The 20,721-nt window shown below is 62.1% G+C and carries 16 protein-coding genes; 12 read left to right on the forward strand and 4 right to left on the reverse strand.

The genetic code is table 11. The features are described 5' to 3' along the window. The 7 genes from CFE28_04065 to CFE28_04095 all read left to right on the forward strand — a co-directional run bounded on the left by CFE28_04065 (position 1) and on the right by CFE28_04095 (position 7,870). Positions 1 to 1,596: a hypothetical protein gene (locus CFE28_04065; protein ID OYU69249.1), complete on the forward strand. Its 1,596-nt coding sequence runs from the start codon at positions 1 to 3 to the stop codon at positions 1,594 to 1,596. 69 nt (positions 1,597 to 1,665) lie between these two features. Continuing rightward, positions 1,666 to 2,469: an IclR family transcriptional regulator gene (locus CFE28_04070; protein ID OYU69250.1), complete on the forward strand. Its 804-nt coding sequence runs from the start codon at positions 1,666 to 1,668 to the stop codon at positions 2,467 to 2,469. A 24-nt stretch (positions 2,470 to 2,493) separates the two neighbouring features. Then, on the forward strand, positions 2,494 to 3,438 hold the full coding sequence (locus CFE28_04075; protein ID OYU69251.1) for a dihydrodipicolinate synthase family protein: 945 nt from the start codon (positions 2,494 to 2,496) through the stop codon (positions 3,436 to 3,438). Between the two features lie 9 nt (positions 3,439 to 3,447). Beyond that, positions 3,448 to 4,137, forward strand: coding sequence for an oxidoreductase (locus CFE28_04080; protein ID OYU71543.1), 690 nt, complete (start codon positions 3,448 to 3,450; stop codon positions 4,135 to 4,137). A 31-nt stretch (positions 4,138 to 4,168) separates the two neighbouring features. Then, the gene (locus CFE28_04085; protein OYU69252.1) at positions 4,169 to 5,341 is read left to right on the forward strand and encodes a mandelate racemase; all 1,173 of its coding nucleotides are present in this window, start codon (positions 4,169 to 4,171) and stop codon (positions 5,339 to 5,341) included. 44 nt (positions 5,342 to 5,385) lie between these two features. Then, positions 5,386 to 6,783 (forward strand): sodium:solute symporter, encoded by a 1,398-nt coding sequence (locus tag CFE28_04090; protein OYU69253.1) that lies wholly within the window; start codon positions 5,386 to 5,388, stop codon positions 6,781 to 6,783. A gap of 4 nt (positions 6,784 to 6,787) precedes the next feature. Continuing rightward, positions 6,788 to 7,870 carry an alpha/beta hydrolase gene (locus CFE28_04095; protein OYU69254.1) on the forward strand — a complete coding sequence of 361 codons (1,083 nt, stop codon included), beginning with the start codon at positions 6,788 to 6,790 and terminating at the stop codon, positions 7,868 to 7,870. A gap of 125 nt (positions 7,871 to 7,995) precedes the next feature. Here CFE28_04095 and CFE28_04100 read toward each other — a convergent pair whose 3' ends face one another. From CFE28_04100 to CFE28_04110, 3 genes are all read right to left on the reverse strand, one after another. After that, the gene (locus CFE28_04100; GenBank protein OYU69255.1) at positions 7,996 to 8,601 is read right to left on the reverse strand and encodes a hypothetical protein; all 606 of its coding nucleotides are present in this window, start codon (positions 8,599 to 8,601) and stop codon (positions 7,996 to 7,998) included. A 7-nt stretch (positions 8,602 to 8,608) separates the two neighbouring features. After that, complete coding sequence (locus tag CFE28_04105; protein ID OYU69256.1) at positions 8,609 to 9,319, reverse strand: hypothetical protein; 711 nt, start codon at positions 9,317 to 9,319, stop codon at positions 8,609 to 8,611. Positions 9,320 to 9,535: 216 nt separating this feature from the next. Next, positions 9,536 to 11,023: a hypothetical protein gene (locus CFE28_04110; protein OYU69257.1), complete on the reverse strand. Its 1,488-nt coding sequence runs from the start codon at positions 11,021 to 11,023 to the stop codon at positions 9,536 to 9,538. A 359-nt stretch (positions 11,024 to 11,382) separates the two neighbouring features. Between CFE28_04110 and CFE28_04115 the strand changes: the two genes are divergently transcribed. The 3 genes from CFE28_04115 to CFE28_04125 all read left to right on the forward strand — a co-directional run bounded on the left by CFE28_04115 (position 11,383) and on the right by CFE28_04125 (position 18,427). Continuing rightward, positions 11,383 to 14,202, forward strand: a complete 2,820-nt coding sequence (locus CFE28_04115; protein ID OYU69258.1) for a hypothetical protein — start codon at positions 11,383 to 11,385, stop codon at positions 14,200 to 14,202. Between the two features lie 113 nt (positions 14,203 to 14,315). Continuing rightward, complete coding sequence (locus tag CFE28_04120) at positions 14,316 to 16,580, forward strand: hypothetical protein (protein ID OYU69259.1); 2,265 nt, start codon at positions 14,316 to 14,318, stop codon at positions 16,578 to 16,580. 152 nt (positions 16,581 to 16,732) lie between these two features. After that, positions 16,733 to 18,427 (forward strand): hypothetical protein, encoded by a 1,695-nt coding sequence (locus tag CFE28_04125; GenBank protein OYU69260.1) that lies wholly within the window; start codon positions 16,733 to 16,735, stop codon positions 18,425 to 18,427. A 55-nt stretch (positions 18,428 to 18,482) separates the two neighbouring features. On the opposite strand, the gene CFE28_04130 is transcribed toward CFE28_04125, so the two are convergent. Further along, positions 18,483 to 19,391: a carboxymethylenebutenolidase gene (locus tag CFE28_04130; GenBank protein ID OYU69261.1), complete on the reverse strand. Its 909-nt coding sequence runs from the start codon at positions 19,389 to 19,391 to the stop codon at positions 18,483 to 18,485. A 342-nt stretch (positions 19,392 to 19,733) separates the two neighbouring features. Between CFE28_04130 and CFE28_04135 the strand changes: the two genes are divergently transcribed. After that, on the forward strand, positions 19,734 to 20,354 hold the full coding sequence (locus CFE28_04135) for a 2-dehydro-3-deoxy-6-phosphogalactonate aldolase (protein OYU69262.1): 621 nt from the start codon (positions 19,734 to 19,736) through the stop codon (positions 20,352 to 20,354). 33 nt (positions 20,355 to 20,387) lie between these two features. Continuing rightward, positions 20,388 to 20,717: a hypothetical protein gene (locus tag CFE28_04140; protein OYU69263.1), complete on the forward strand. Its 330-nt coding sequence runs from the start codon at positions 20,388 to 20,390 to the stop codon at positions 20,715 to 20,717. Positions 20,718 to 20,721: the final 4 nt, after the last annotated feature.

Here is a 20,721-nt window from a genome sequence, read left to right on the forward strand (position 1 = left end):
ATGGGATCGGACATGAACAGGCATCTGAAGACTGCGGGTCTGGCCTCCGTCCTGCTCCTGGCGGCTATGGCGTCGGGGTCAATGGCCCAGACTCCCATGCTCGACTACGAGTCCGCCGCAAAGGCGTCTCAGGTCCAGCAGTCGGCAGAGTGGCGGTTGGCGTTCAGGCCGCCCCTGTTTGTCCTTTCCCAGACTGTGTCGCAGTTGAAGTCTGCGCCAGGGCTGACGCCGGACATCACCACCCAGGTCGACACCCTCATGAAGCAGGCTGAAGGGCAGGTCGGGGGCGAGGCGCAGCGCACCATCTGGCGAGCTGTAACCCTGCTTAACGGACGCAAGTGGACATCTGGTCAGGAGCTTGTCGGGTCCCTGTCCCTCCGGTCCGCCGCTCCGGTTTGGAGCGGGAAGGGAGATCCACTATTCCTTGAGAAGGCCTATCCCGCCGAGGCAGGCGGCGGCGCGAAGTATGTTGTCGACCTGTACGCCAGTGAACCGACGACCTCGGCCACACCCAAACTCGGCGCACGCCTGCGGACTGTCGCCTCCGGGGAAATTGGACCTGGGTCCAAGCAGTCACTTCCCGTTCAGTTGGGCAGCGCCCCGGATGGCGCCTATCTGTTGGTTGCAAGCCTTTCGGCGTCGGACGGAGCGACCGGGCGGGTGGTCCAACCGGTCTATCTCGTCCGCAATCTTCCAGCCCGGGCAGCGGCGCTCAAGGTAAGCCTGGGGCGCATCAAGGGCCATGCCGCCGCCAAGGCCATCGCCGAATACCCCTTCGAACTTGCGGTCGCCCTGAACGCCGGAAAGAGGGAGATCGTCTCCTATGACTTTCCAGCGGCCATGGCGAATTCAGACCGCATTCTTGCAGGGCTCAAGGCAGGACGTGATCCTGTCCTTCGCGCCAGGGGCTTGCAGGCCAGGGCCTACCGCTTTCCGGAAACCGGAGAACTTGTTCCCTACCAGGTCTATGTTCCGAGCAATTGGACGCCTGACCGGAAATGGCCTCTGATCGTTGCGCTCCATGGCGCCAATCTCGACGAGACAAACATGCTGGGCCGCAATGGCGCCAACATGCAAAAGCTCGCCGAGGCCCAGGGCTTTGTCGTCGTCACGCCCCTGGGCTATCGGCTGAACAGCGCCTACGGCTCGCAACGAGGCTTCAGCAGGGCGATCGTCGGTGAACAAGCCGATCGTCGCCGACGCAGTGAGGATGACGTCCTGCATGTCACCTCCCTGGTCGAGGCGGAGTACAATATCGATCCTCACAGGCGCTATCTGACCGGCAATTCCATGGGCGGCGGCGGAACCTGGTGGATAGGCGGTCGCTATCCGGATCGCTGGGCGGCTCTGGCGCCGGGCGCTTATGGCGGCGTCCTTCCGGAGGATGTGCCGGGCCTGGCCAGAACGCCGATCATGGCTGTCGTCGGCGACCGTGACGAACTGGGCATGCTCGATCGGGTCAAGGATGCGGTCGCCGTCCTGCGCGCCGGTGGTGTTGTTCCCGAGTATGTCGAGGTTGCAGGCGGCACTCACGCCAGCGCCTTTGATCAGGCCCTGCCTCAGATTTTCAAGTTCTTCCAAAACCACGTCAAATAGCTGCCCTATCATAGGAGAGTCTCAAGGGCTCAGTTCGGAGCGTTCGAGACATGCACAGCAGGGGCGATCATGGTTGAAGAGAAGAACATCGTAAAATCAGTCGGCAAGGCCTTCTCGGTCCTGGAGGCTTTTGGTCCGGACGCCTGTGAAATGGTGCTGGCTGACATCGCCCGGGCGGCCAAGCTGGACAATGCGACAGCGTTCCGGCTCCTGAACACCCTGGTCATGCTCGGCTATGTCGAGAGGGTCCAGGATACCCGACGGTTTCGATTGACCTTCAAGTGCCTGGAGCTTGGCTTCAACGCCATCGCGCGGTCCGACCTTCGGAGCCTGGGCCGGCCCTTCCTGCGCGCCATCGTCAATGACCGGCTGGAGGCCGCTTCGATTGGCGTGCTCGACGGCCATGAGGTGGTCTATATCGAACGAATTCAGGCCGGACTTGAGCGGCTTGCCGTCGACATCCGTGTCGGCAACCGGGTGCCGGCCTACTCATCAGCAATCGGTCGGGCCATACTTTCCCGCATGCCGGTGGATATCCAGCGGTCCATCCTTCAGTCAGCGCCGCCGCGACGGCTGACAGACCAGACCTTGATCGATGTTGACCAGATCCTGGGGCAAATCGCGAAGGCGACTGCCGCCGGCTATGCTGTATCCGACCAGGAGACCGTCACCGGCCTTCGGGTAATTGCAGCGCCCATTACGGACATTGATGGCGTGCCGATCGCCGCGATCAGCGCCGCAGCCCCGGCCTTTGGCCGGAGCCTTGAAGACTTCATCGGCGATGCGCGCGATCTCACCTGCGACGCCGCCGCCCGGCTTTCCCTCGCTCTTCGCGCTTCGGGCGGCATGGCCGCCCAGCGATCCGTCACCTAACCTGCAATCCCGGAGTTCTCCCCAGTGCCGCATACCCTCGACCTCAAGGGACTCATCCCCGCCATCGCCATCCCGTTCGCTGACGACTTCAGCATCGATGCGGCCGGTTTGACCCGCTTCGCCAAATGGCTCTCGGGGCAGCGCGGCATCAAGGCGCTGATGACCAACGGACATACCGGGGAGGTATTCTCCCTGACGCCGGCAGAGCGGGTCGAGGTTACGCGGATCACGGTCGCTGCCGTCGAGGGGAGGGTGCCCATCATCTCCTCCATCGTCTGCGAGGGGATCATCGATGCAATAGATCAAGCCTGTCAGGCAAAGGAGGCCGGCGCTTCGGCCCTCGACATCATGCCGCCGCACCACTGGCTGAGGTTTGGTTTCCGGCCCCAGCATGTGATCGACTATTTCACCGCCATTGGCGACGCCTGCCAGCTTCCCCTTGTGGTTCATGTCTATCCGGCCTGGACCAAGGCCTCCTTTTCTTCGGAGCTTCTTGCTGAACTGGCGCGGATGGATCATGTCCATGCCTTCAAGATCGGCACCCGGGAGATGAACAAGTACGCCCGGGACCTTAAGGCCATCCGGGCAGCGGCGCCCGAAAAGGCCCTCCTGACCTGCCACGATGAATACCTGCTGGCCTCCCTGGTCCAGGGTGTCGACGGCGCTCTGGTGGGCTTCGCATCGCTCATTCCCAACCTGATCCAGGACCTGCTCGAGGCGGTCGCCCGGGGCGATCTGGTCGAGGCCATGAGGATCCAGGGCATGATCGATCCGCTGAAGGAGGCCGTCTATGGCGATGGCGAACCCACGGGTGAAGCTCATGCCTGCATGAAGGCCGCCATGGCGGCGGCGGGTATCTTCACCAGCGGAACTGTTCGGGCGCCGACCATCGCGCCGTCACAACAGGAGCTGGTCAGGATCGCAGCGGCCGTCAAGGGCGCGGGCCTGGTCCAGCGTACCGCGGCCTAGGGCGTGACCCTGTCCGGCATCCCTGACGGCGCCATCCTGGTGACCGGAAGCCAATCCGGCATCGGCGCGGCCATCGCCAGCCGGCTTGTCCGCGAGGGGCGTCAGGTGATTGGCGTGGATCTTGTGGCGTCGGCTGAGGCTGGGTCAGGTTATCTGCAATTCGGCGCAGATCTGACAGATCCCGCCCAGATTCACGCTCTTCTTGAACGCCTTCCGCCGATAGCCGGGCTGGTTCACGCTGCTGGCTTCATGCGGACGGGTGACATCGCATCCCTGGATCCGGGCGATGGCCAGTCAATGTGGGCGATCCACGTCCAGGCCCTGGTTCTGCTCGCCCAGCGACTGGTTCCCGCCATGCCCCGCGGCGGCCGTCTCCTGGCGATAGGAAGCAGGACGAGCACCGGCGCCGGAGGCAAGAGTCAGTATGCCGCCTGCAAGGCGGCGGTGACGGCCCTGATCCGCAGTTGGGCCATCGAGCTGGCGCCCTCCGGGGTGACCGCCAACGTCATTGCTCCGGCGGCGACGGCGACGGGAATGCTCGTCGACCCCAAGCGGACCCTGGCGCCTGTGGTGCCGCCCATCGGCCGATACATCGAACCCGACGAGATCGCGGCTTTGGCAGCCTTTATTCTCAGCCCCGAAGCATCCGCCATTACCGGCCAGGAGCTTCTCATCTGCGGCGGCGCTTCGCTCTCGTGAGCGGTGGGCCCAAATTCCAGAAGGACGTCTCGTGACCACCCCGCGTATTGTCGACATTGTCGAAGTCACCAAGCCCATCTCTTCACCGATCCGGAACGCCTATATCGACTTTTCGAAGATGACCTCCAGCCTCGTTGCGGTGGTCACCAATGTCGTTCGTGATGGTCGTCGTGTCGTCGGGTATGGCTTCAATTCCAATGGCCGGTACGGGCAGGGCGGCTTGATCCGGGAGCGATTTGCCGATCGGATCAAGGAAGCCGATCCTGCCACCCTGCTTGATGAAACCGGTGAGAACCTGGATCCGCACCGGATCTGGGCGGCCCTCATGACCAATGAGAAACCCGGAGGTCACGGAGAACGGTCGGTCGCCGTTGGCACCATCGACATGGCGGTCTGGGACGCGGTAGCCAAGATTGCGGGAAAGCCCCTGTTCAGGCTGCTGGCGGAAAGAAAAGGGCGCGAGGCCAACCCCAGGGTCTTCGTCTACGCAGCCGGAGGCTACTATTATCCGGGTAAGGACGATACAGCCCTGCGGGCCGAGATGCGTAGCTATATCGATCGTGGCTACAATGTCGTGAAAATGAAGATTGGCGGCGAAAGTCTGGCGACAGACGCCCGTCGAATTGAATCGGTCCTGGCGGAAATCGGATCAGATGCCCAGCTGGCGGTCGACGCGAACGGGCGGTTCGATACGCTCACAGCCATAGAGTACGCCAAGGTTCTCCGGAACTATCCGCTCTTCTGGTACGAAGAGGCGGGCGACCCGCTGGACTACCACCTGCAATCCGTACTGGCCGAGTTCTATCCCGGGCCCATGGCCACGGGTGAGAACCTGTTCAGCCATCAGGACGCAGCCAACCTGCTACGATATGGCGGCATGCGCCCCGATCGCGACTGGCTGCAGTTTGACTGCGCCCTGTCCTACGGCCTTGTTGAATACCTGCGGACCCTCGATGTCCTGGCCACGGCCGGATGGTCTCCCGCGCGCTGCATTCCCCATGGCGGCCACCAGATGTCCCTCAACATAGCCGCCGGCCTGGGGCTTGGCGGAAACGAAAGCTACCCGGACCTTTTCCAGCCCTATGGGGGCTTCCCCGACGGTGTCCGGGTGGAAAGCGGACACATCGTCATGCCTGAGCTGCCGGGCATCGGCTTTGAGGGCAAGAGCGACCTGATTTCAGTGATGCGCGATCTCGCAGAGTAACCAGCAAACAAGGGTCGGGCTACACCGACCAAAGGGAGGTCCAGATGACCGCAAGTTATATGCGTGAAGCAATGATCATAGGTTCGATCATCGTCTATATCCTGCTGACGAGCGTGTGGGCCTGGGTTCTTCGAAGCAAGACCAGCGCCCAGTTCATGGTCGGGTCGCGAACGCTTCCAGCCGTCGTCATCGGCGTGTTGCTGATGTCGGAATTCATCGGCGCCAAATCCACGGTCGGCACTGCACAGGAGGCCTTTGAAAAAGGGATTGCCGCAGGGTGGTCCGTGGTCGCAGCCTCGATCGGCTTCCTGCTTCTCGGTCTTTTCTTTGCGCGCCAGATCTACAATTCCAACCAGCACACCATATCGGGCCTGATCGAGCAGAGGTTCGGCAATGGAACCCGTATCGTGGTGTCGATCATCATGATCTACGCCCTGCTGCTGGTGAATGTGGGAAACTATCTGAGCGGCGCGGCCGTCCTGAAATCAGCCCTGCACGTAGACCTTACCGTCGCAGCCTTCATCATCGCCGCCTTCAGCGCCGTCTACTACGTCTTTGGCGGTCTCAAGAGCATTGCCTATGTCACTGTGCTCCACAGCATCGTGAAACTGGCCGGGATCGCAATTCTGGTGGCGGTCGCCGCAAGGCTTGCGGGCGGGATTACACCCATGCACGCGGCCTTGCCGCAGTACTATTTCACCCTCGACGGCACGATCGGCGCCCCGACCATATTTGCGTGGATTGTGGGAACTGTCGGGGCGATCTTCTCGACGCAGTACATCGTCCAGGCTATCGCCTCCAACCGCGATACGTCGTCGGCGCGCACCTCTGTTCTCCTGTCGGCGCTTTTCTGTCTTCCGCTGGGCTTTGCCCTGGCCTTTATCGGCGTCGCGGCTCGATATCTGTACCCCGACCAGGACAGCCTCTTCGCGCTCCCGGTCTTCATCTCGAAAATGTCGGCGCCCCTGGCGGCTATCGTTTCGGTTTCGCTGGTGGCGTCCGTTCTGGTCAGTGTCAGCACGGTGGCTCTGGCGACCACAGCCCTGGTCATGCGGGATTTCTATACGCCCTGGCGCAAGCCTGGCCCTGAGGCCGAGCTGAAGGCCACCCGTTATGTGTCGCTGGCTGTCGGTCTGACGCCACTGATCTGCGTCTTTTTCGCACCGCACATCCTGGAGCTTTCGTTCTTTACGCGGGCCCTGCGGCTTTCCATTGCCATCGTCGCCCTGATCGGCGTCTTCCTGCCCTTTGTCGGGTCACCCAGATCGGCGATCACTGCACTGGTCGCCAGTGGTCTCGCCACCACCGCCTGGTACCTGCTGGGCAACCCGTTCCACATCGACAACATCTTTGTCGCAGCCATCGTGCCGATTCTTGTCCTGGGCGCAGGCCGCCTCATGGGCGGCCCTGCCGCGCCTCCGCCAACTCCAGCTGAGGGATAACCCGATGAACCGGTTTTTTTCGTTCAGACGCATGGCGGTCCCTACATCCGCCGCTTTCGCCACGGCCCTGGCCGGCGCGACCTCGGTGGCTTTCGCCCAACAGATTGAGGTCGCGCCCAATGGCGCCACATCGATCCCGGCCATGGAGGTCCCGAGCAGCAACCTCTACAGCGCGGAAGGCAATGCATCCCGCGTCGAGCACATCCTCACCGAGCGGACGCTCAAGGGCAAATCCATTGATGACCTCAACGCGGCCCTGTTTGGGCCGCGGCTGGAGCGAACCAAGGCTGCCTATGCCGTAGCAATTTCCCCGCAGGTCATCGGGGGCGTCAAGGTTCTGGTCTATACGCCCAGGGGCGGGGTCAAACCCGCTGACAGGGACAAGGTCCTGATCAACCTGCACGGTGGCGGCTTTGTCGGCTGTTTTGTGGAGTGCGGTGGGCTTGAGGCCATTCCGACGGCGGCCCTTACCGGCTTCAAGGTCATCAGCGTCGACTATCGCCTGGCTCAGGTCGCGCCATTTCCTGCGGCGACCCAGGATGTGGCGGCGGTCTATCGGGAAGTCCTGAAGACCACACCTGCCCGGAAGGTTGGTGTTTTTGGCTGCTCTGCCGGGGGCCTGCTCACCGCACAGTCTCTCGCCTGGTTCCAGCATCACGGACTTCCCCGGCCGGGAGCTGCCGGCATCTTCTGTGCTGGCGCCGATTCCGGCATGGGCGGGGACTCGCGGATCATCGGCATGCTGCTTGGCGATGGGGAACGGCCCGCCGAGGCAAGGCCGGCGCCGACCTCGCCGCCGACTTCAGGATACCTCAGAGGCGTCTCCCTGACGGACCCCGATGCCTATCCCGCCAGGGATGGCAAAACCCTGGCGGCCTTTCCGCCGACCCTGGTTGTTACCGGAACCCGGGATTTCGCCATGAGCAGCGCCGTCAATCTGCACAGCAAGCTCGTGGCGTCCGGCGTCGCCGCAGACCTGCACGTCTGGGAGGGAGGGCGCCATGCCTTCTTCTATGACATCCGGGTCCCTGAGGCGCGTGAGGCCTTCGACGTGGTCAAGGCCTTCTTCAGGTCAAGACTGCGTTAGGCGGAGACAACTCGACGCCTGACTGGCAGCACCGCCACGCAGTCACGGCAACCCGTCTCATTGCGCCCTCCCTATGAATTCTGGCGCCTCGCCTTAGCCACTAGCCCGCTGCAGCGGCGGGAGTGTCAGGCCGACAGGTCGCGCAGGAGGATGTCGATCATCTGCGCAGCCAGCCCTTCGGGCTCGATGAAGTCCAGGCGATCAAGGTTCACCGGAAGGGCGAGGCACCCGTGGACGCCGGCCCAGACGATTTGGGCCAGTTTCCGGGGGTCGCCTTCCTTAAGGACCCCCAGGGCCTGGCCCTCACCGATCGTCGAGATCAGCAAGCTTGCGAAGGGGGCGCCGTCCAGGGGCTCGCGGTCAGGCCTGGGCATTGTTTCCGGGCGGACAAAGAGAAAGGCGCCACGAAAGAGCTGAGGGCGGGTGACCGCGATCTCGACATAGGCGTTCAGCAGGGCTCTCAACCGCTGGACCGGATCGGTGATCTCAGCAGCCATCTCCCACAGTTTCACATTGATGGCTTCAATAGGCTCCATCCACAGCGACTGCATGAGCCCCTGCAGGCTGCCAAAATGGGCGTAGATCTTTCCGACGCTGACGCCAGCCCGCTGTGCGACCGCCCGGGCCGAGACCGCGGCGGCGCCATGCTCCGCGTAGAAGCTGGCCGCCGCCTTCTGGATCTGGCGACGGGCGGCTTTTTTCTGCGCTTCTGTCGCCGGTCGACGGGCCATGCGCCCCTTATGCGGCGAACTTTTCCCGGTTCAAGTTCATTCTCGCGCGCAAAACTTCGAGGGGGGTATCCAGCTCGTCCTCCCAGCGCTCGAAGTTGAGGTTGCGGGCGCTGCGGCCATAGCTCCACCCATCAACAAAGGCATCCATGGCGTCGACGATGAGGCCAGGCCTGACAAAGGCCATGTGGGCTGCGGTCACCGCCACCCGCATGGCGTGATAGGGGAACCGCAATTGCGCAAGATAGAAGGCGGCCAGGGCCAGCTCGCCCCAGTTGGTCGCCTCATAGCCCGTCAGGACGTGAAGGAAGTCGTGGATCTGGAAACCGCGCACCATCATGTAGCTGAGGTCTGGCGGCAGCCGGTCCAGCTTGCCGGAACTGGTCAGCTCCTCATTGAACCTGCGATAGTTGCGCCCGAGGTTTGCTTCCAGCTTGTTATCCAGGATGAAGCGCCGGTAGGCGTGACCGAGCGTACCCGGCGCGCATTCCGCCAGACGATCCAGGGACAAAGGCTCTGAGATGTAGCGGCTGGCCAGCAAAGGCGCGGCCTCCGGAATGGAGGCGAGCTCACGACTATAGGCATCGATGGCCTTTTGTGGAGCTTCCGCCCACCAGTCATGAAAGAGCAGGTAAACCCCGTAGTCGAGGGGCGCGTCTGCGGCCCGCAGGAACTTATCTGCGAAGGCCCGATCGATAATTTCTGCGCCAGACATGCTCATTCCTCCAATGTGGACGGCTCAAGCCTAGCACCCTGGATATAAAATGAACAAGTTCATTTTATTCGCGGCCTCTGAGGCGCGCCTGCACGAGGACGGGTCGGGGATTTGCGCCATCCCAGAAGTGGGTGGCACCGAAGGAGAGTATCAGGTCAGACCTGCCCAGTGGTTCGCAAGGCATGGCGCTTGCCAAATGCACCCATGCTTGTGGGCGGCGACCTACAGAGAAATTGATGCGCGGACCAGTTTCGCCAGGTCATCCCTGAGCCTTACCGCTCTGGCTCGACCAGCTGCCGTCTTGATGATGTTCACCTGTTCCCTGGGATCGGCCCTGAGGTCGTAGAGCTCGTCCAGTTCCGGCGACATGTTCCAGTGGACGTACTTGAAATCACTTGTCCGAATGGCCTTGTAATCAGCATCCAGAAGCCAGGTGAATGGCAAGTCGTCGCTGAAATTTTCTATCAGGACCTCTGACCTTCTTTTGGGAACTCCAAATTTCCGGGACAGTAGTGGAGCAAAGGAGATTCCCTGGACATGGTCTCCTATGGTCGCATTGCCGATCTGAAGTATGGACGGCGCCAAATCAACACTGGAAACAAGGGATTCGATCCGCGAGTTTTCCTTAACGACACCAGGGTATCGGACGAGAAGCGGAGACTTTATGGATTCTTCATAGGGAAGTCTGCGCTCTAAACTCAGGCCGTGTTCACCAAAGAAGTACCCATTGTCGCTGGTGAAAATGATTGCGGTATTATCCAGCTGGTTTGCTTCAACCAGTGCTTGATATATATTCCCCAGGCTTTCATCGACGGACAGGATCATTTCCGCCCGATCCCGAATGCTCTGTTCGCTGGTTCCCGGATCCAGAATGGGTCCAAACTCGCGGACCACTTCTGGTGATTGCTTTCTATCAAGAAACCGTTTGACCATTGCGCTGCCAAGCGTGCCCTCAGCCGCGGTCTTGCTGATGCTTTGCCTTGGGAAGATCTGATCCTTGTATCGGTCCTTGTACTTTGCAGCCGGGATGTAGCGGTTTCCATATTCCGTATCCACGGAGCCATCATCCCTCTGAATGGCGTCCGGGTGTACGGCCTTGTGGGCGAGATGCAGGAAGAACGGCCTGGAATCATCCTTCTGGCGGTTGATGAACCCTGTCGCCCGATCTGTCAGAATCTCCGTGACATACCCCTTCACGGTGGCGAGGCGACCATTCTCATAGATTTTCGGGTCATTAATCCGCCCCTGCCCAGGGAAGCTGACCCAATAGTCAAAGCCCGGTCGCGGCGTTGGATCATTGCCCATATGCCACTTGCCCACATGAGCCGTCGCATAGCCTGCACGCTGAAGATCCTGCGGGAAGGTCCTCAGGAGGTGGCTGAGGGCATCCCGGCTGGCATTGTTGTAAACACCATGACGCGCTGTGTACTGCCCGGTGAGAATGCATGCCCGATTTGGCGAACATAGCGGGGTCGCGTGGAATGCATTCGAGAATGTCGCGCCTTCCCTGGCCAGACGATCGATGTTTGGCGTCTTCAGGTATGGGTGGCCGGCCGCGCCGAATTCATCCCAACGCAGGTCATCGACCAGGATGAGAATGATGTTCGGCGGCCGTTGGGGAACTGGCGTCGGCAATCCGCGAGCTGGTCCTGCTGCAGCCAGGGTAGCTCCACTGGCGCCGACCAAACCCATGAGTTTTCTACGGTTCATAGCATCATCCAGAGCGCCAGGAGCGGGGGCAAACACACGACTCGCCGTCAGATCTGCGGCGTTGCTGAAGCCAGGTGACGCTCCAGCCCCGCCCGGCGAATGGCTGATCCGCCTTATGCCCAGCGCTTGATGAGTACAAGGGGCGACCAAGGGATCCGAGCCGATGTTTTGCTCAGGACGCCAGGCCCCGGCGCCCTGTCGCAAGGGCCGTTGGCAATTTTTTCAGGCAGGCATTCCGCCTGATACCCCAATCACCTGCCCATGCATGGGTATCCGACCTGCGCCAAAACGAACCTGTTGACCTCAGGCAGACAGGGGCCTCTATTCCGCCCCAAGAAAATACAGGGGGAGAAACCACAATGTTGAACACCATTTCGCGTCATCGCGCCTTGAAGACCGGGGCGAGCCTTGCCGCCCTGGCCATGGCCGCACAAATTCTGCCGGCCACGAGCGCCATGGCTCAAGCCGCGGCAAGCCCATCGGACACCGCCGTTGATGAGGTTGTCATCACCGGAACCCGCCTTCAGCAGAGTGGATTCCAGGCGCCTACGCCGGTGACGGCCACGGCGGCTGAGGACCTCAAGCGCGCAGCTCCGCGCAACCTGGCCGACGCCCTGACACAGTTGCCGACCTTCAATGCCAGCACGCGGTCAGAAAACCCGACGACGGCGGCCACCGGCGGCACCAACGGCCAGAACCTTCTGAACCTGCGCGGTCTGGGTCCCAACCGGAACCTGGTCCTGCTCAATGGCCACCGGCTGGTGGCGACCAATTCGTCGGGATCTGTTGACATCAACATCCTGCCCCAGGGCCTGGTCCAGCGGGTCGATGTCGTGACGGGCGGCGCCTCTGCAGCCTATGGCTCGGACGCCGTGGCCGGGGTCGTCAATTTCGTGCTCGACACCCGCTTTGAAGGCCTCAAGGGCGAAGTTCAGGCAGGGGTTTCAACCTATGGCGACCTGCCCAGCGGACAGGCCAGCCTGACCTTTGGTCGCAGCTTCATGGACGACCGTCTCCACTTCGTGGCCAGCGCCGAAGTCGCCAGCCAGAAGGGTCTCGGCCCGACTGAAGATACTGGCCGCGACTGGTTCGAAAAGGCCGCCGGACAGCTTCCCAACCCGGCAGGCGGCTCGCCCGCAGTCCTGGTGGTGTCTGACATACGTAACGGCGTCGCCACCTATGGCGGCCTCATCACCAACAGCACACTGAGGGGGACCCAGTTCCTGCCCGGTGGCGCGACCTCGACCTTTGTGCCCGGCAGCATTGTGGGAACCACCTTCCAGAGCGGCGGCGACGGCGCCCGGATCAATATCGGCTTCAGTCCCGACCAGTTCCGGGCAAATGCCTTCGGTCACCTGGATTTCGAACTTACCCCCAACGTGAAACTGTTTGCGGAGGGAATGCTTTCGAATTCCCACGTGACGTCAGACAATTTCGTGAACCTGCACACCGGTTCCGCCAGCCAGTTCACGATCTTCCGGGACAATGCCTACCTGCCGGCCGCTGTCCTGGCGCGCATGGTGTCTGGCAATATCCAGTCCTTCACCATGGGGCGTTACGAGCGTGACTTCCCCGTCGTGCAGATTGAAACCATCTCGGACATGAAGCGGTTTTCCTTCGGTTCCGAAGGGAAGATCACTGATGACTGGAAGTTCGACGCCTATGTCACCTATGGCCGCACCGAACAGGAGCTTCGTGAGAACAATCTGACAATCAACCGGCGTCTCTATGCCGCGGCCGACGCCGTGGTGAACCCGGCCAATGGTCAGATTGTCTGCCGGTCCACCCTGTCCGGACTTGATGCAGGCTGCGTGCCCCTCAACCTCTTTGGCGAGGGTTCTCCGAGCGCTGCGGCCATCAGGTATGTGATCGGCGACTCCGTAAAGTACCTTACCCTTGAGCAGACTGTTGCGGCGGTGAACTTCAGCGGAAATCTCGGCGAGACCCTCAATTTCGGAGCCGGCCCGATTGAGGTCGCCTTTGGTGGTGAGTATCGCAAGGAGACTGCTGACCAGACCGTCGACGCCCTGTCGCCCCTGGTCACCGACGTGACAGGCATTCGCGGAGCGCCCGCCTCCCAGCAAGGGCGTCCGGGCTCGTTCAACTTCTTCAATCCCCTGCCCCTGGCCGGCAGTTATGATGTGAAGGAGGCCTATACCGAAGTCGGCGCTCCCCTCCTGAAGGACAGGCCTTTCGTCAAGGAACTGAGCCTGAGCCTTGCGGCCCGCTATGCTGACTACAGCCAGTCCGGAGGCGTCACGACCTGGAAGTATGGCCTCAACTATGCGGTCAATGACCAGATCCGTCTGCGCCTGACAAAGTCCCGGGATATCCGCGGCCCGAACATTCTGGAGCTGTTCAACTCAGCGACCCAGAACAGCAACAACCAGATCTACAAGGGCAAGACGACCCAGGCCCTGACCATTTCGTCGGGCAACCCGGATCTGAAGCCTGAGCGGGCGACCACCCTGACCTATGGGATCGTCTACCGTCCGGATTTCGTGCCCGGCCTTCAGGCCTCCCTCGACTACTATGAGATCTCCATCGAGGACGCGATCGGCAATCTGACCGCCCAGCAGACCCTCGATCAGTGCGCTGCGGGTAACCAGCTGCTGTGCAACCAGTTCTCCGTGACCCCACAGAACACCCTGCTCATCTATACCCGTCAGTTGAACCTTAGCGTTCAGGAGACGGCAGGCTTCGACTTCGAAACAGCCTATCGCCATGAATTCATGGGAGGCGAGGCCTCCATCCGCCTGCTGCTGAACAAGTCCATTCAGGGCATAAGCCAGGCCCCCGGATCACCCCGCAACACGTCTCTGGGGACCGCCAACTTCCCGAAATTGCGGGGCTCACTCCAGGCTCGCTATTCCAAGGACAACTGGTCGGTGTTCGTGCAGCAGCGGTACATTTCCGAGGCCCTGTTCGATCCGGACAAGGTTGAGGGCAAGGATACCAATGACAACCGTTCTCCGGCCATCGGCTATGTCGATGCAACGGCGACCTATCGCCTGAAGCTTATGGGCGGTGACCAGGAAGCTTTCCTGTCGGTGACCAACCTGCTCGACCAGGATCCGCCGGTGGTGACGAGCAACCCCACCAGCTTCTCCTCTCCCACCAGCACCGCCTTTGACCGGACCGGCCGTTACATTTCAACGGGTCTTCGGTTCCGCTTCTGATCGGTCTCAACCAGGCCGGGCCCGGCGTAATGTCCGGGTCCGGTCCAACTTCCCAGCATTGTTCAGGCGCCTCCATGTCAACATCCCTGCCCGTTATGAGACGTGTCCTTGGTATGGTCCTGACAGGGTCGGCCCTGTTGGCCAGTCATGCCATGGCGGCGCCCCTGGTCTGCGAAACAGCAGGGTTCAGCCCGGGTGACGGATTTGAGGTCAGCAAGGGCCCGGAAGACGTAACCCTCCAGTGGAGTGGTGAGGCGGGTCAGACCGGCCGACTGAAGCTGCAGGTCGTCGCCGGAGAGCCGCGAATTGCGGAACTCGCACTCAGGAAGGACGGGGGAGACTGGGTCGTGGTCGGGTCCGACCTGCGTCCCGAATTCAGCGTTGTCAGCGGCGTCCGCCGCATGAGCAACCAACAGCTTCAGCCCCTGCGGGACCTGAAGGTTCCCATCACCCAGGAGGTCCTGGACAAGTATCGCTGGGACCCCTTCTGGGATGCGCCGCTGGATCTCGCGGTCCCGGTTCCAGGCCGGCAGATGAGCGGCAATCCTCCGCCCGGAGCAGGTCTTCCGGGGACAGACCAGGCGGGCCTTCCGCGCTCGGCGCAGGAAATCAAGCGCGCAGCCATCGAGTACCGCATCGAAAACTGTTCTGTCCGCCGTGATGGCGGCCGGATCGTCGCGTCATTTCCTGGCGTAAAACTCGGGGTCTTTGACGGGCGTCTCGAGATCACTGTCTTCAAGGGCACCAATCTGATCCGTCAGGAAGTGATCGCCTCAACCCAGGAAAAATGGGTCGCCTACAAGTTTGATGCGGGTCTCTCCGGATTCCGTTCAGGCCCGGAGGCCTCAGTGACCTGGCGGGACACGGCGGGCGATCAGCAGGCCTATCGGTTTGGCGGGGCGCCAAACAAGGGGCCAGTCGCCCTCGAGGCAGCCAATCGCATCATCGTTGCAGAGCAGGGTGCGAGCGCCATCGCAGCATTTCCCACGCCTCACAAATTCTTCTGGGCGCGGGAGGTGGCGATCAACATGGGCTACAACTGGTACCGCAAGGACAGCGAAGCCAGTTTCAGCATCGGCGTCCGCCAGAACGAACACGAGGATCCAAGCGAGGCCCAGGCCAACTGGGCGCTCTACAGCGCCCGGCCAGGTACGGATCAGCTGATGACGCTCTTTCTCTATCCGAGTCTTGCGGGAGGGCAGGGCGCCAGAGAGGCTGCAATGAGCTTCACCCATGGCGACCGCTACAAGCCGCTGGCGGGCTACCAGGTGATGAACCACCACTATCACATGGATCTCGGGCAGAGGCTCCTGGATGCCGGAAGCCCTGACGAAAAGGTTCCTGATCTGGTCGCCCTCAAGGCCCTGGGGATCAATATCGTCAGCCTGATCGACTCCGTCTTCTTCCAGCCGCCCAATGCCCCGCCGCCGACCGGGCGGGTGCGCCCCGATCAGCTGCCGATCACTGCGTCTTCGATCAAGGGAGCCCAGATCCATTCGGACAAGGACTTCCTCGTCATGGCCAACCAGGAAGTCTATGGCAGCCCTCTGGGCGGGCACACCGACCTGCTCTTCAGCCGTCCGGTTTACTGGGACAGCCGCAAGTCAGGTCAGCCCTTCAAGGAAGCGCATCCGACCTATGGAAACGTCTATCACATTGGCGATGCCGCCGACTTTCTGCAGATGGCCAAGGAACAGGACATACTGATTTCCATGCCCCATCCCCGGACCAAGGGGTCAACGGGGTATCCTGACGCCATCCGGGAAGAGTCCTATTTCAACGACCCCCACTATCACGGGGTCGGTATGCGCTGGGGTATGGGGCTGGATGGCTCCGAAAGGCGTTTGTGCGAACTCAGGTGCTGGCCCCTGCTGGACGATATGAGCAACTGGGCCGTAGACCGTCCAATGCCGCTCAAGTTTGTCACCGCCATTTCCGAGGTCAGGTACATGGCCCCCGGCGATGACATCTATGGCAGCCAGCCTGTGAGTTATCTTCGTTTGCCGACCCTCCCGCCGGCCACTGACCCCAGTCCCGTGATCCAGGCCCTCGCCCGTGGCGACAGCTTCTGGACAACTGGCGAGGTCCTGATCCGGAACCTGGCCTTGCAACCTGCCAAAGGCGGCCAGCAGCTGTCTGCAGAGGTCGAATGGACCTATCCGCTGGAATTCGTCGAAATGGTTTGGGGCGATGGCAAGACGACACGGCGTACGGTCATCCCGACCCGTGATCTGGCGCCCTTCGCCAGCCACAGGTTCGAGTTTCCCATCCCGGCCAAGGGCGCCAAGTGGGTCCGGTTTGCGGCCTGGGACATCGCGTCCAATGGGGCTGTCAGCCAGCCGATGCGTACGGGCGCCATGCCGGGGAAGGCCAAATAAGCCACAGCCCGGCGCCATTGGGGATCTTGTCGAAGGACTGTCGCGCGCGTCGCAAATTGGCAAGGATGATTTCCTAGACGGGTTCTGCGATACGAAAAGGTGTGGAGCCGCCCCGATCTGCGGTTCTGTGGGGCAGTCAGGGAGACCCAGAAATGCGTGGCTTCGATTCCGATCCTTCGGTGGTCGTCAGTGGACCGCTGGGGCAACTGACCCACCGCCGCAATCTTGAACACAGTGCACGACTGGCCAAGCAGTTCTATGCCGTGCGGCCAGGTGTCTGGACCTTCGTGGGCAACGGGCTTTCCAACCAGACATTTGTGGAAGGGCCCGGGGGGATCATCGCTGTCGACACCGGCGAGAGCATCGAGGAGATGCGCGCCGCCCTGGCTGAGTTGCGTCAGCAGACCCAGGCGCCCGTGGTGGCCGTGCTCTATACCCACTTCCACTATATCGGCGGAACACGGGCGATCCTGGATGAGGCTGGCGCCGACATCCCCATTCTTGGTCACGAGCGGATCCCGCTCAATCTTGCCCGCGTCTCGAGCGAAATCGGACCGGCCTATTCCCGTGGCCTGATCCATCAGTTCGGATTGAGGTTGCCCGAGGAGGGGCCCGACGCCCTGGTCAATGAAGGGCTGGGTTCGCACTTCCGCAACCCGGAACACGCCCCGTTTACGCCGGGCTATGTCCCGCCGACGGCGGTCTTCAAGGGCGGCGAGCGGCTGAACCTTGCGGGGTTGACCGTCGAGATCACCCACGCCCCATCCGACGCCGACGACTCCGTCACCTTCTGGTTTCCCGATCTCGACGTTTGCATCCAGAATCTCGTCTGGCCGACCCTGTTCAATATCTTCCCCATTCGCGGCGAGGCCTACCGCGATCCGCAGGTCCTGCTGCAAGGGATCGACCATATTGTCGGCCTCCAACCCGAGCACCTTCTCGGGGCGCATGGCCCGCCGATCTCTGGCAAGGCCCAGACCGTGGCCCGCGCGACAGCCTATCGGGACTCCATCCAGTTCCTCTGGGATCAGACGGTGCGCGGCATGAACAAGGGTCTGACCGCCGATCAGATGGCCCACGCCATCGTCCTGCCCGCCAGTTTCGATGACGACTATCTCACCTCGGAATTCTACGGGGTCGCCGAGCACCATGTGCGGCAGATCGCGGCCGGTGTCAGGGGTTGGTTCGACGATGACACCTCGCGCCTCTTTCCCCTGGAGCCGGTCGAGCGCGCTGGCCGCCTGATCGCCGAACTCGGTGGAGCCGAAGCCGTCCGTGGCAAGGTCACGGCGGCGCGGGCCTCGAACGATCTGCGCTGGGCGCTCGAGCTGGCTTCGTGGCTGAACACCCGGGCCGGCGCCGAGACAGCGGACCGTGAACTGCTTGCGGGCGTGCTGCGCGATCTGGCCAGCCGGACCACCGCCATGAACATCCGCAACTGGTGTCTGACCCGGGCCCGGGACCTTGACGGGTCAACGGACCTGTCCAAGTTGCGCGAGCACAGACTCCGTGCTTCGCAGCTGCTGGGCCAGTCGCCCTTTGAAACCCTTCATCTCCTGCGGGTCCTGCTGGATCCGGAACGGGCCAGCGGAATTGATCTGCATGTCGGGTTCAGGTTCCCCGATGCCGAGGCTGCCGGCCTTCATATCCGCAATTGCGTCTCGGTCGCCACATCGGGCAAGGGTGCGGCTAACACCCTCGAAATCACCTATGCCGATCTTGTCCGTGTACTGACCGGCACTGCGAATCTCTCTGATCTTCTCACCACAGGTGGCGCCAAGGCCGAGGGGGACGCCGAAGGACTGCGGCGCGCCCTGGCGAGCTTTGATGTCCCCGGCCTGCGTTAGTGACAAGGGCCGCTGACTGACTCGACCCTCGACGGGCCGGCCAGCATGGATCGCATCAGCTGCGGGTATAGGTGTTGAACCACTCGATCATCCGGGTCCAGGCCTGGGGAGCGGTCACCTTGTTGTATCGTTCCGGTGTGGCGTCGTTGAAGAAGCCGTGGACGGAATTGGGCCAGAGATGGCCCTCATAGCGGATATTGTTCTTTTTCAATTCGGCTTCCTGCGCCGCATAGCCGGCGGCCAGGGCTGAATCCAGGGCGCCGTGATTGATCAGAATGGCCGCCTTGATCCTGGGAACATCCGCCGCCGGGGTCGCAGAGCCGTAGAACGGCGCCGCCGCGGCCAGGTCTTCGCCGAGGATGGCCGCCAGGGCATTGGATTGTCCGCCCCCAAAGCAGAATCCGGTGGCCGCGATCTTGCCCGTGCAGTCGGGGCGGTCCTTGAGCCACCTCGCCGCAGCGACCAGATCTTCAGTCATCTTCGCCCGGTCGATCTTGGCGAACATCTGGCCCCCCTTGTAGTCGTCACCGGGATAGCCGCCCAGGGAGGTCAGGGTGTCAGGGGCAAAGGCCATGAAATTCTCCAGGGCGAACCGGCGGGCCACATCTTCAGTATGAGGATTCAGGCCCCGGTTTTCATGGATCACGATGACGCCCGGCAGCTTGGCCGGGGTGGCGCTTCGGGTGTCTGCACTGTTGGGACGGACCAGATAGCCGCGAATGGATCCATTTCCATTGGGCGAGGGTATGGTCACATAAGAGGCCTTGATCCGTTCATCGTCCTTCCGGACCTGCTGCCCCAGGGCATAATTGGGCATCAGGGCGTTGATGATCGTCGCTGCCGTAAGTCCGCCAACCGCGTGCTTGCCGACTCCGCTGACAAAGGCGCGACGGCTGATCTCGCCGTGGATGAAGCGGGTGTAGAGATCAACGGCCTCGGCAGGAATTTTGCGGCCTTCGGTCATGGCGTTCTCCCACTACAGCCCGGCCTGATGTCGGGGCCTTCCAGTCCTGCCAAGCTAAGGAAAACGCTAGCCCATTCAAGTGGGTAGTTCCGGAGCAAGGCTTTGGTGGAGTCCTGCGGAAAAGCTGGGCAATTGCGTGCCTTTGTCAGGCGTCACAGTCTCATTCCAAAGCGCCTGGTTTCGCGGAAATCGGCCGGCGCCGTCGATCCTGCCTGGAGACCCCGACAGCGTCGCAATGTATGCTGCCCCATTGCAATCGCCTTGCGATCGTCTCGAAGTCCATTAGGCAAGGCAAGCGGCGCTGCACGGAGGCGGCGCTCTGGATTCAGGAGTGCCCGATCAATGACAAGTTTCCAGGCCGCCTTCGAAGAAGCGCCTCTTGTCGCAATCCTGCGGGGGGTCCGCCCCGATGAAGTGGCGTCCATCGCCGAGGCGCTTTTTGCTGCCGGACTTCGTCTGGTCGAGGTGCCTCTCAATTCCCCCCAACCGCTCGAAAGCATTTCAGCCCTTCGACAGATGGAAGGGCGGATGATCTGGGGCGCGGGTACGGTGCTCACTCCGGATCAGGTTGACGCGGTCGCAGGGGTTGGAGGGCGAATGATCGTCAGTCCGAATACAAGCCCTGCGGTCATACTCCGCACGGTCGAACTGGGTCTGGAGCCACTGCCAGGGTTCGCAACCGCGACCGAAGCCTTCGCCGCCCTTGACGCCGGCGCCAGACGGCTGAAGCTCTTTCCTGCGGCCAGCTATGGTCCTGATCACCTCAAGGCCCTGAAGGCTGTCCTTCCGGTCGAGGCCGAAGTCATTCCTGTTGGAGGAGTGGGGCCAGACCAGATGGCGGCATGGAAGGCGGCGGGCGCCCGGGGTTTCGGTCTCGGGTCGGACCTCTACAAGCCCGGCATGACAGCCGATGAGGTCGGGCGCCGTGCTTCGGCCGCATTGACGGCCCTACGTGCGGCGTAAGAACAATAGCTCAATCGTCCCCGGGAATTTCCAATGCGTTTCAGTATCTCTTTCGCCGCCCTGGCCATGGCGGCCGCCTTGTCCTCCCAGGCCCTGGCGCAGGATGACCTGCCCGAGGGACCAGGCAAGGTCGCCATCCAGGAAGACTGCGCCCAGTGTCATGACCTAGGCACCGCCATTGGCCAGAAACGTTCACCGGACGAATGGGTCGAGGTGGTGGACCGTATGACTGGTTTTGGACTGACCCTCACCGACGCCAGGCGGACCGAGATACTGCAATATCTCAATGCCAATCGCAGTACGGCGCCTGCTGTGGCCGCCCCGCCAGCGACAGGCGGGGCGCATGCCTCCAAAACGCCCTGACCGA

This window comes from Alphaproteobacteria bacterium PA2, from assembly GCA_002256425.1.
In the GTDB taxonomy this organism is placed as follows: Bacteria; Pseudomonadota; Alphaproteobacteria; order Caulobacterales; family Caulobacteraceae; genus Phenylobacterium.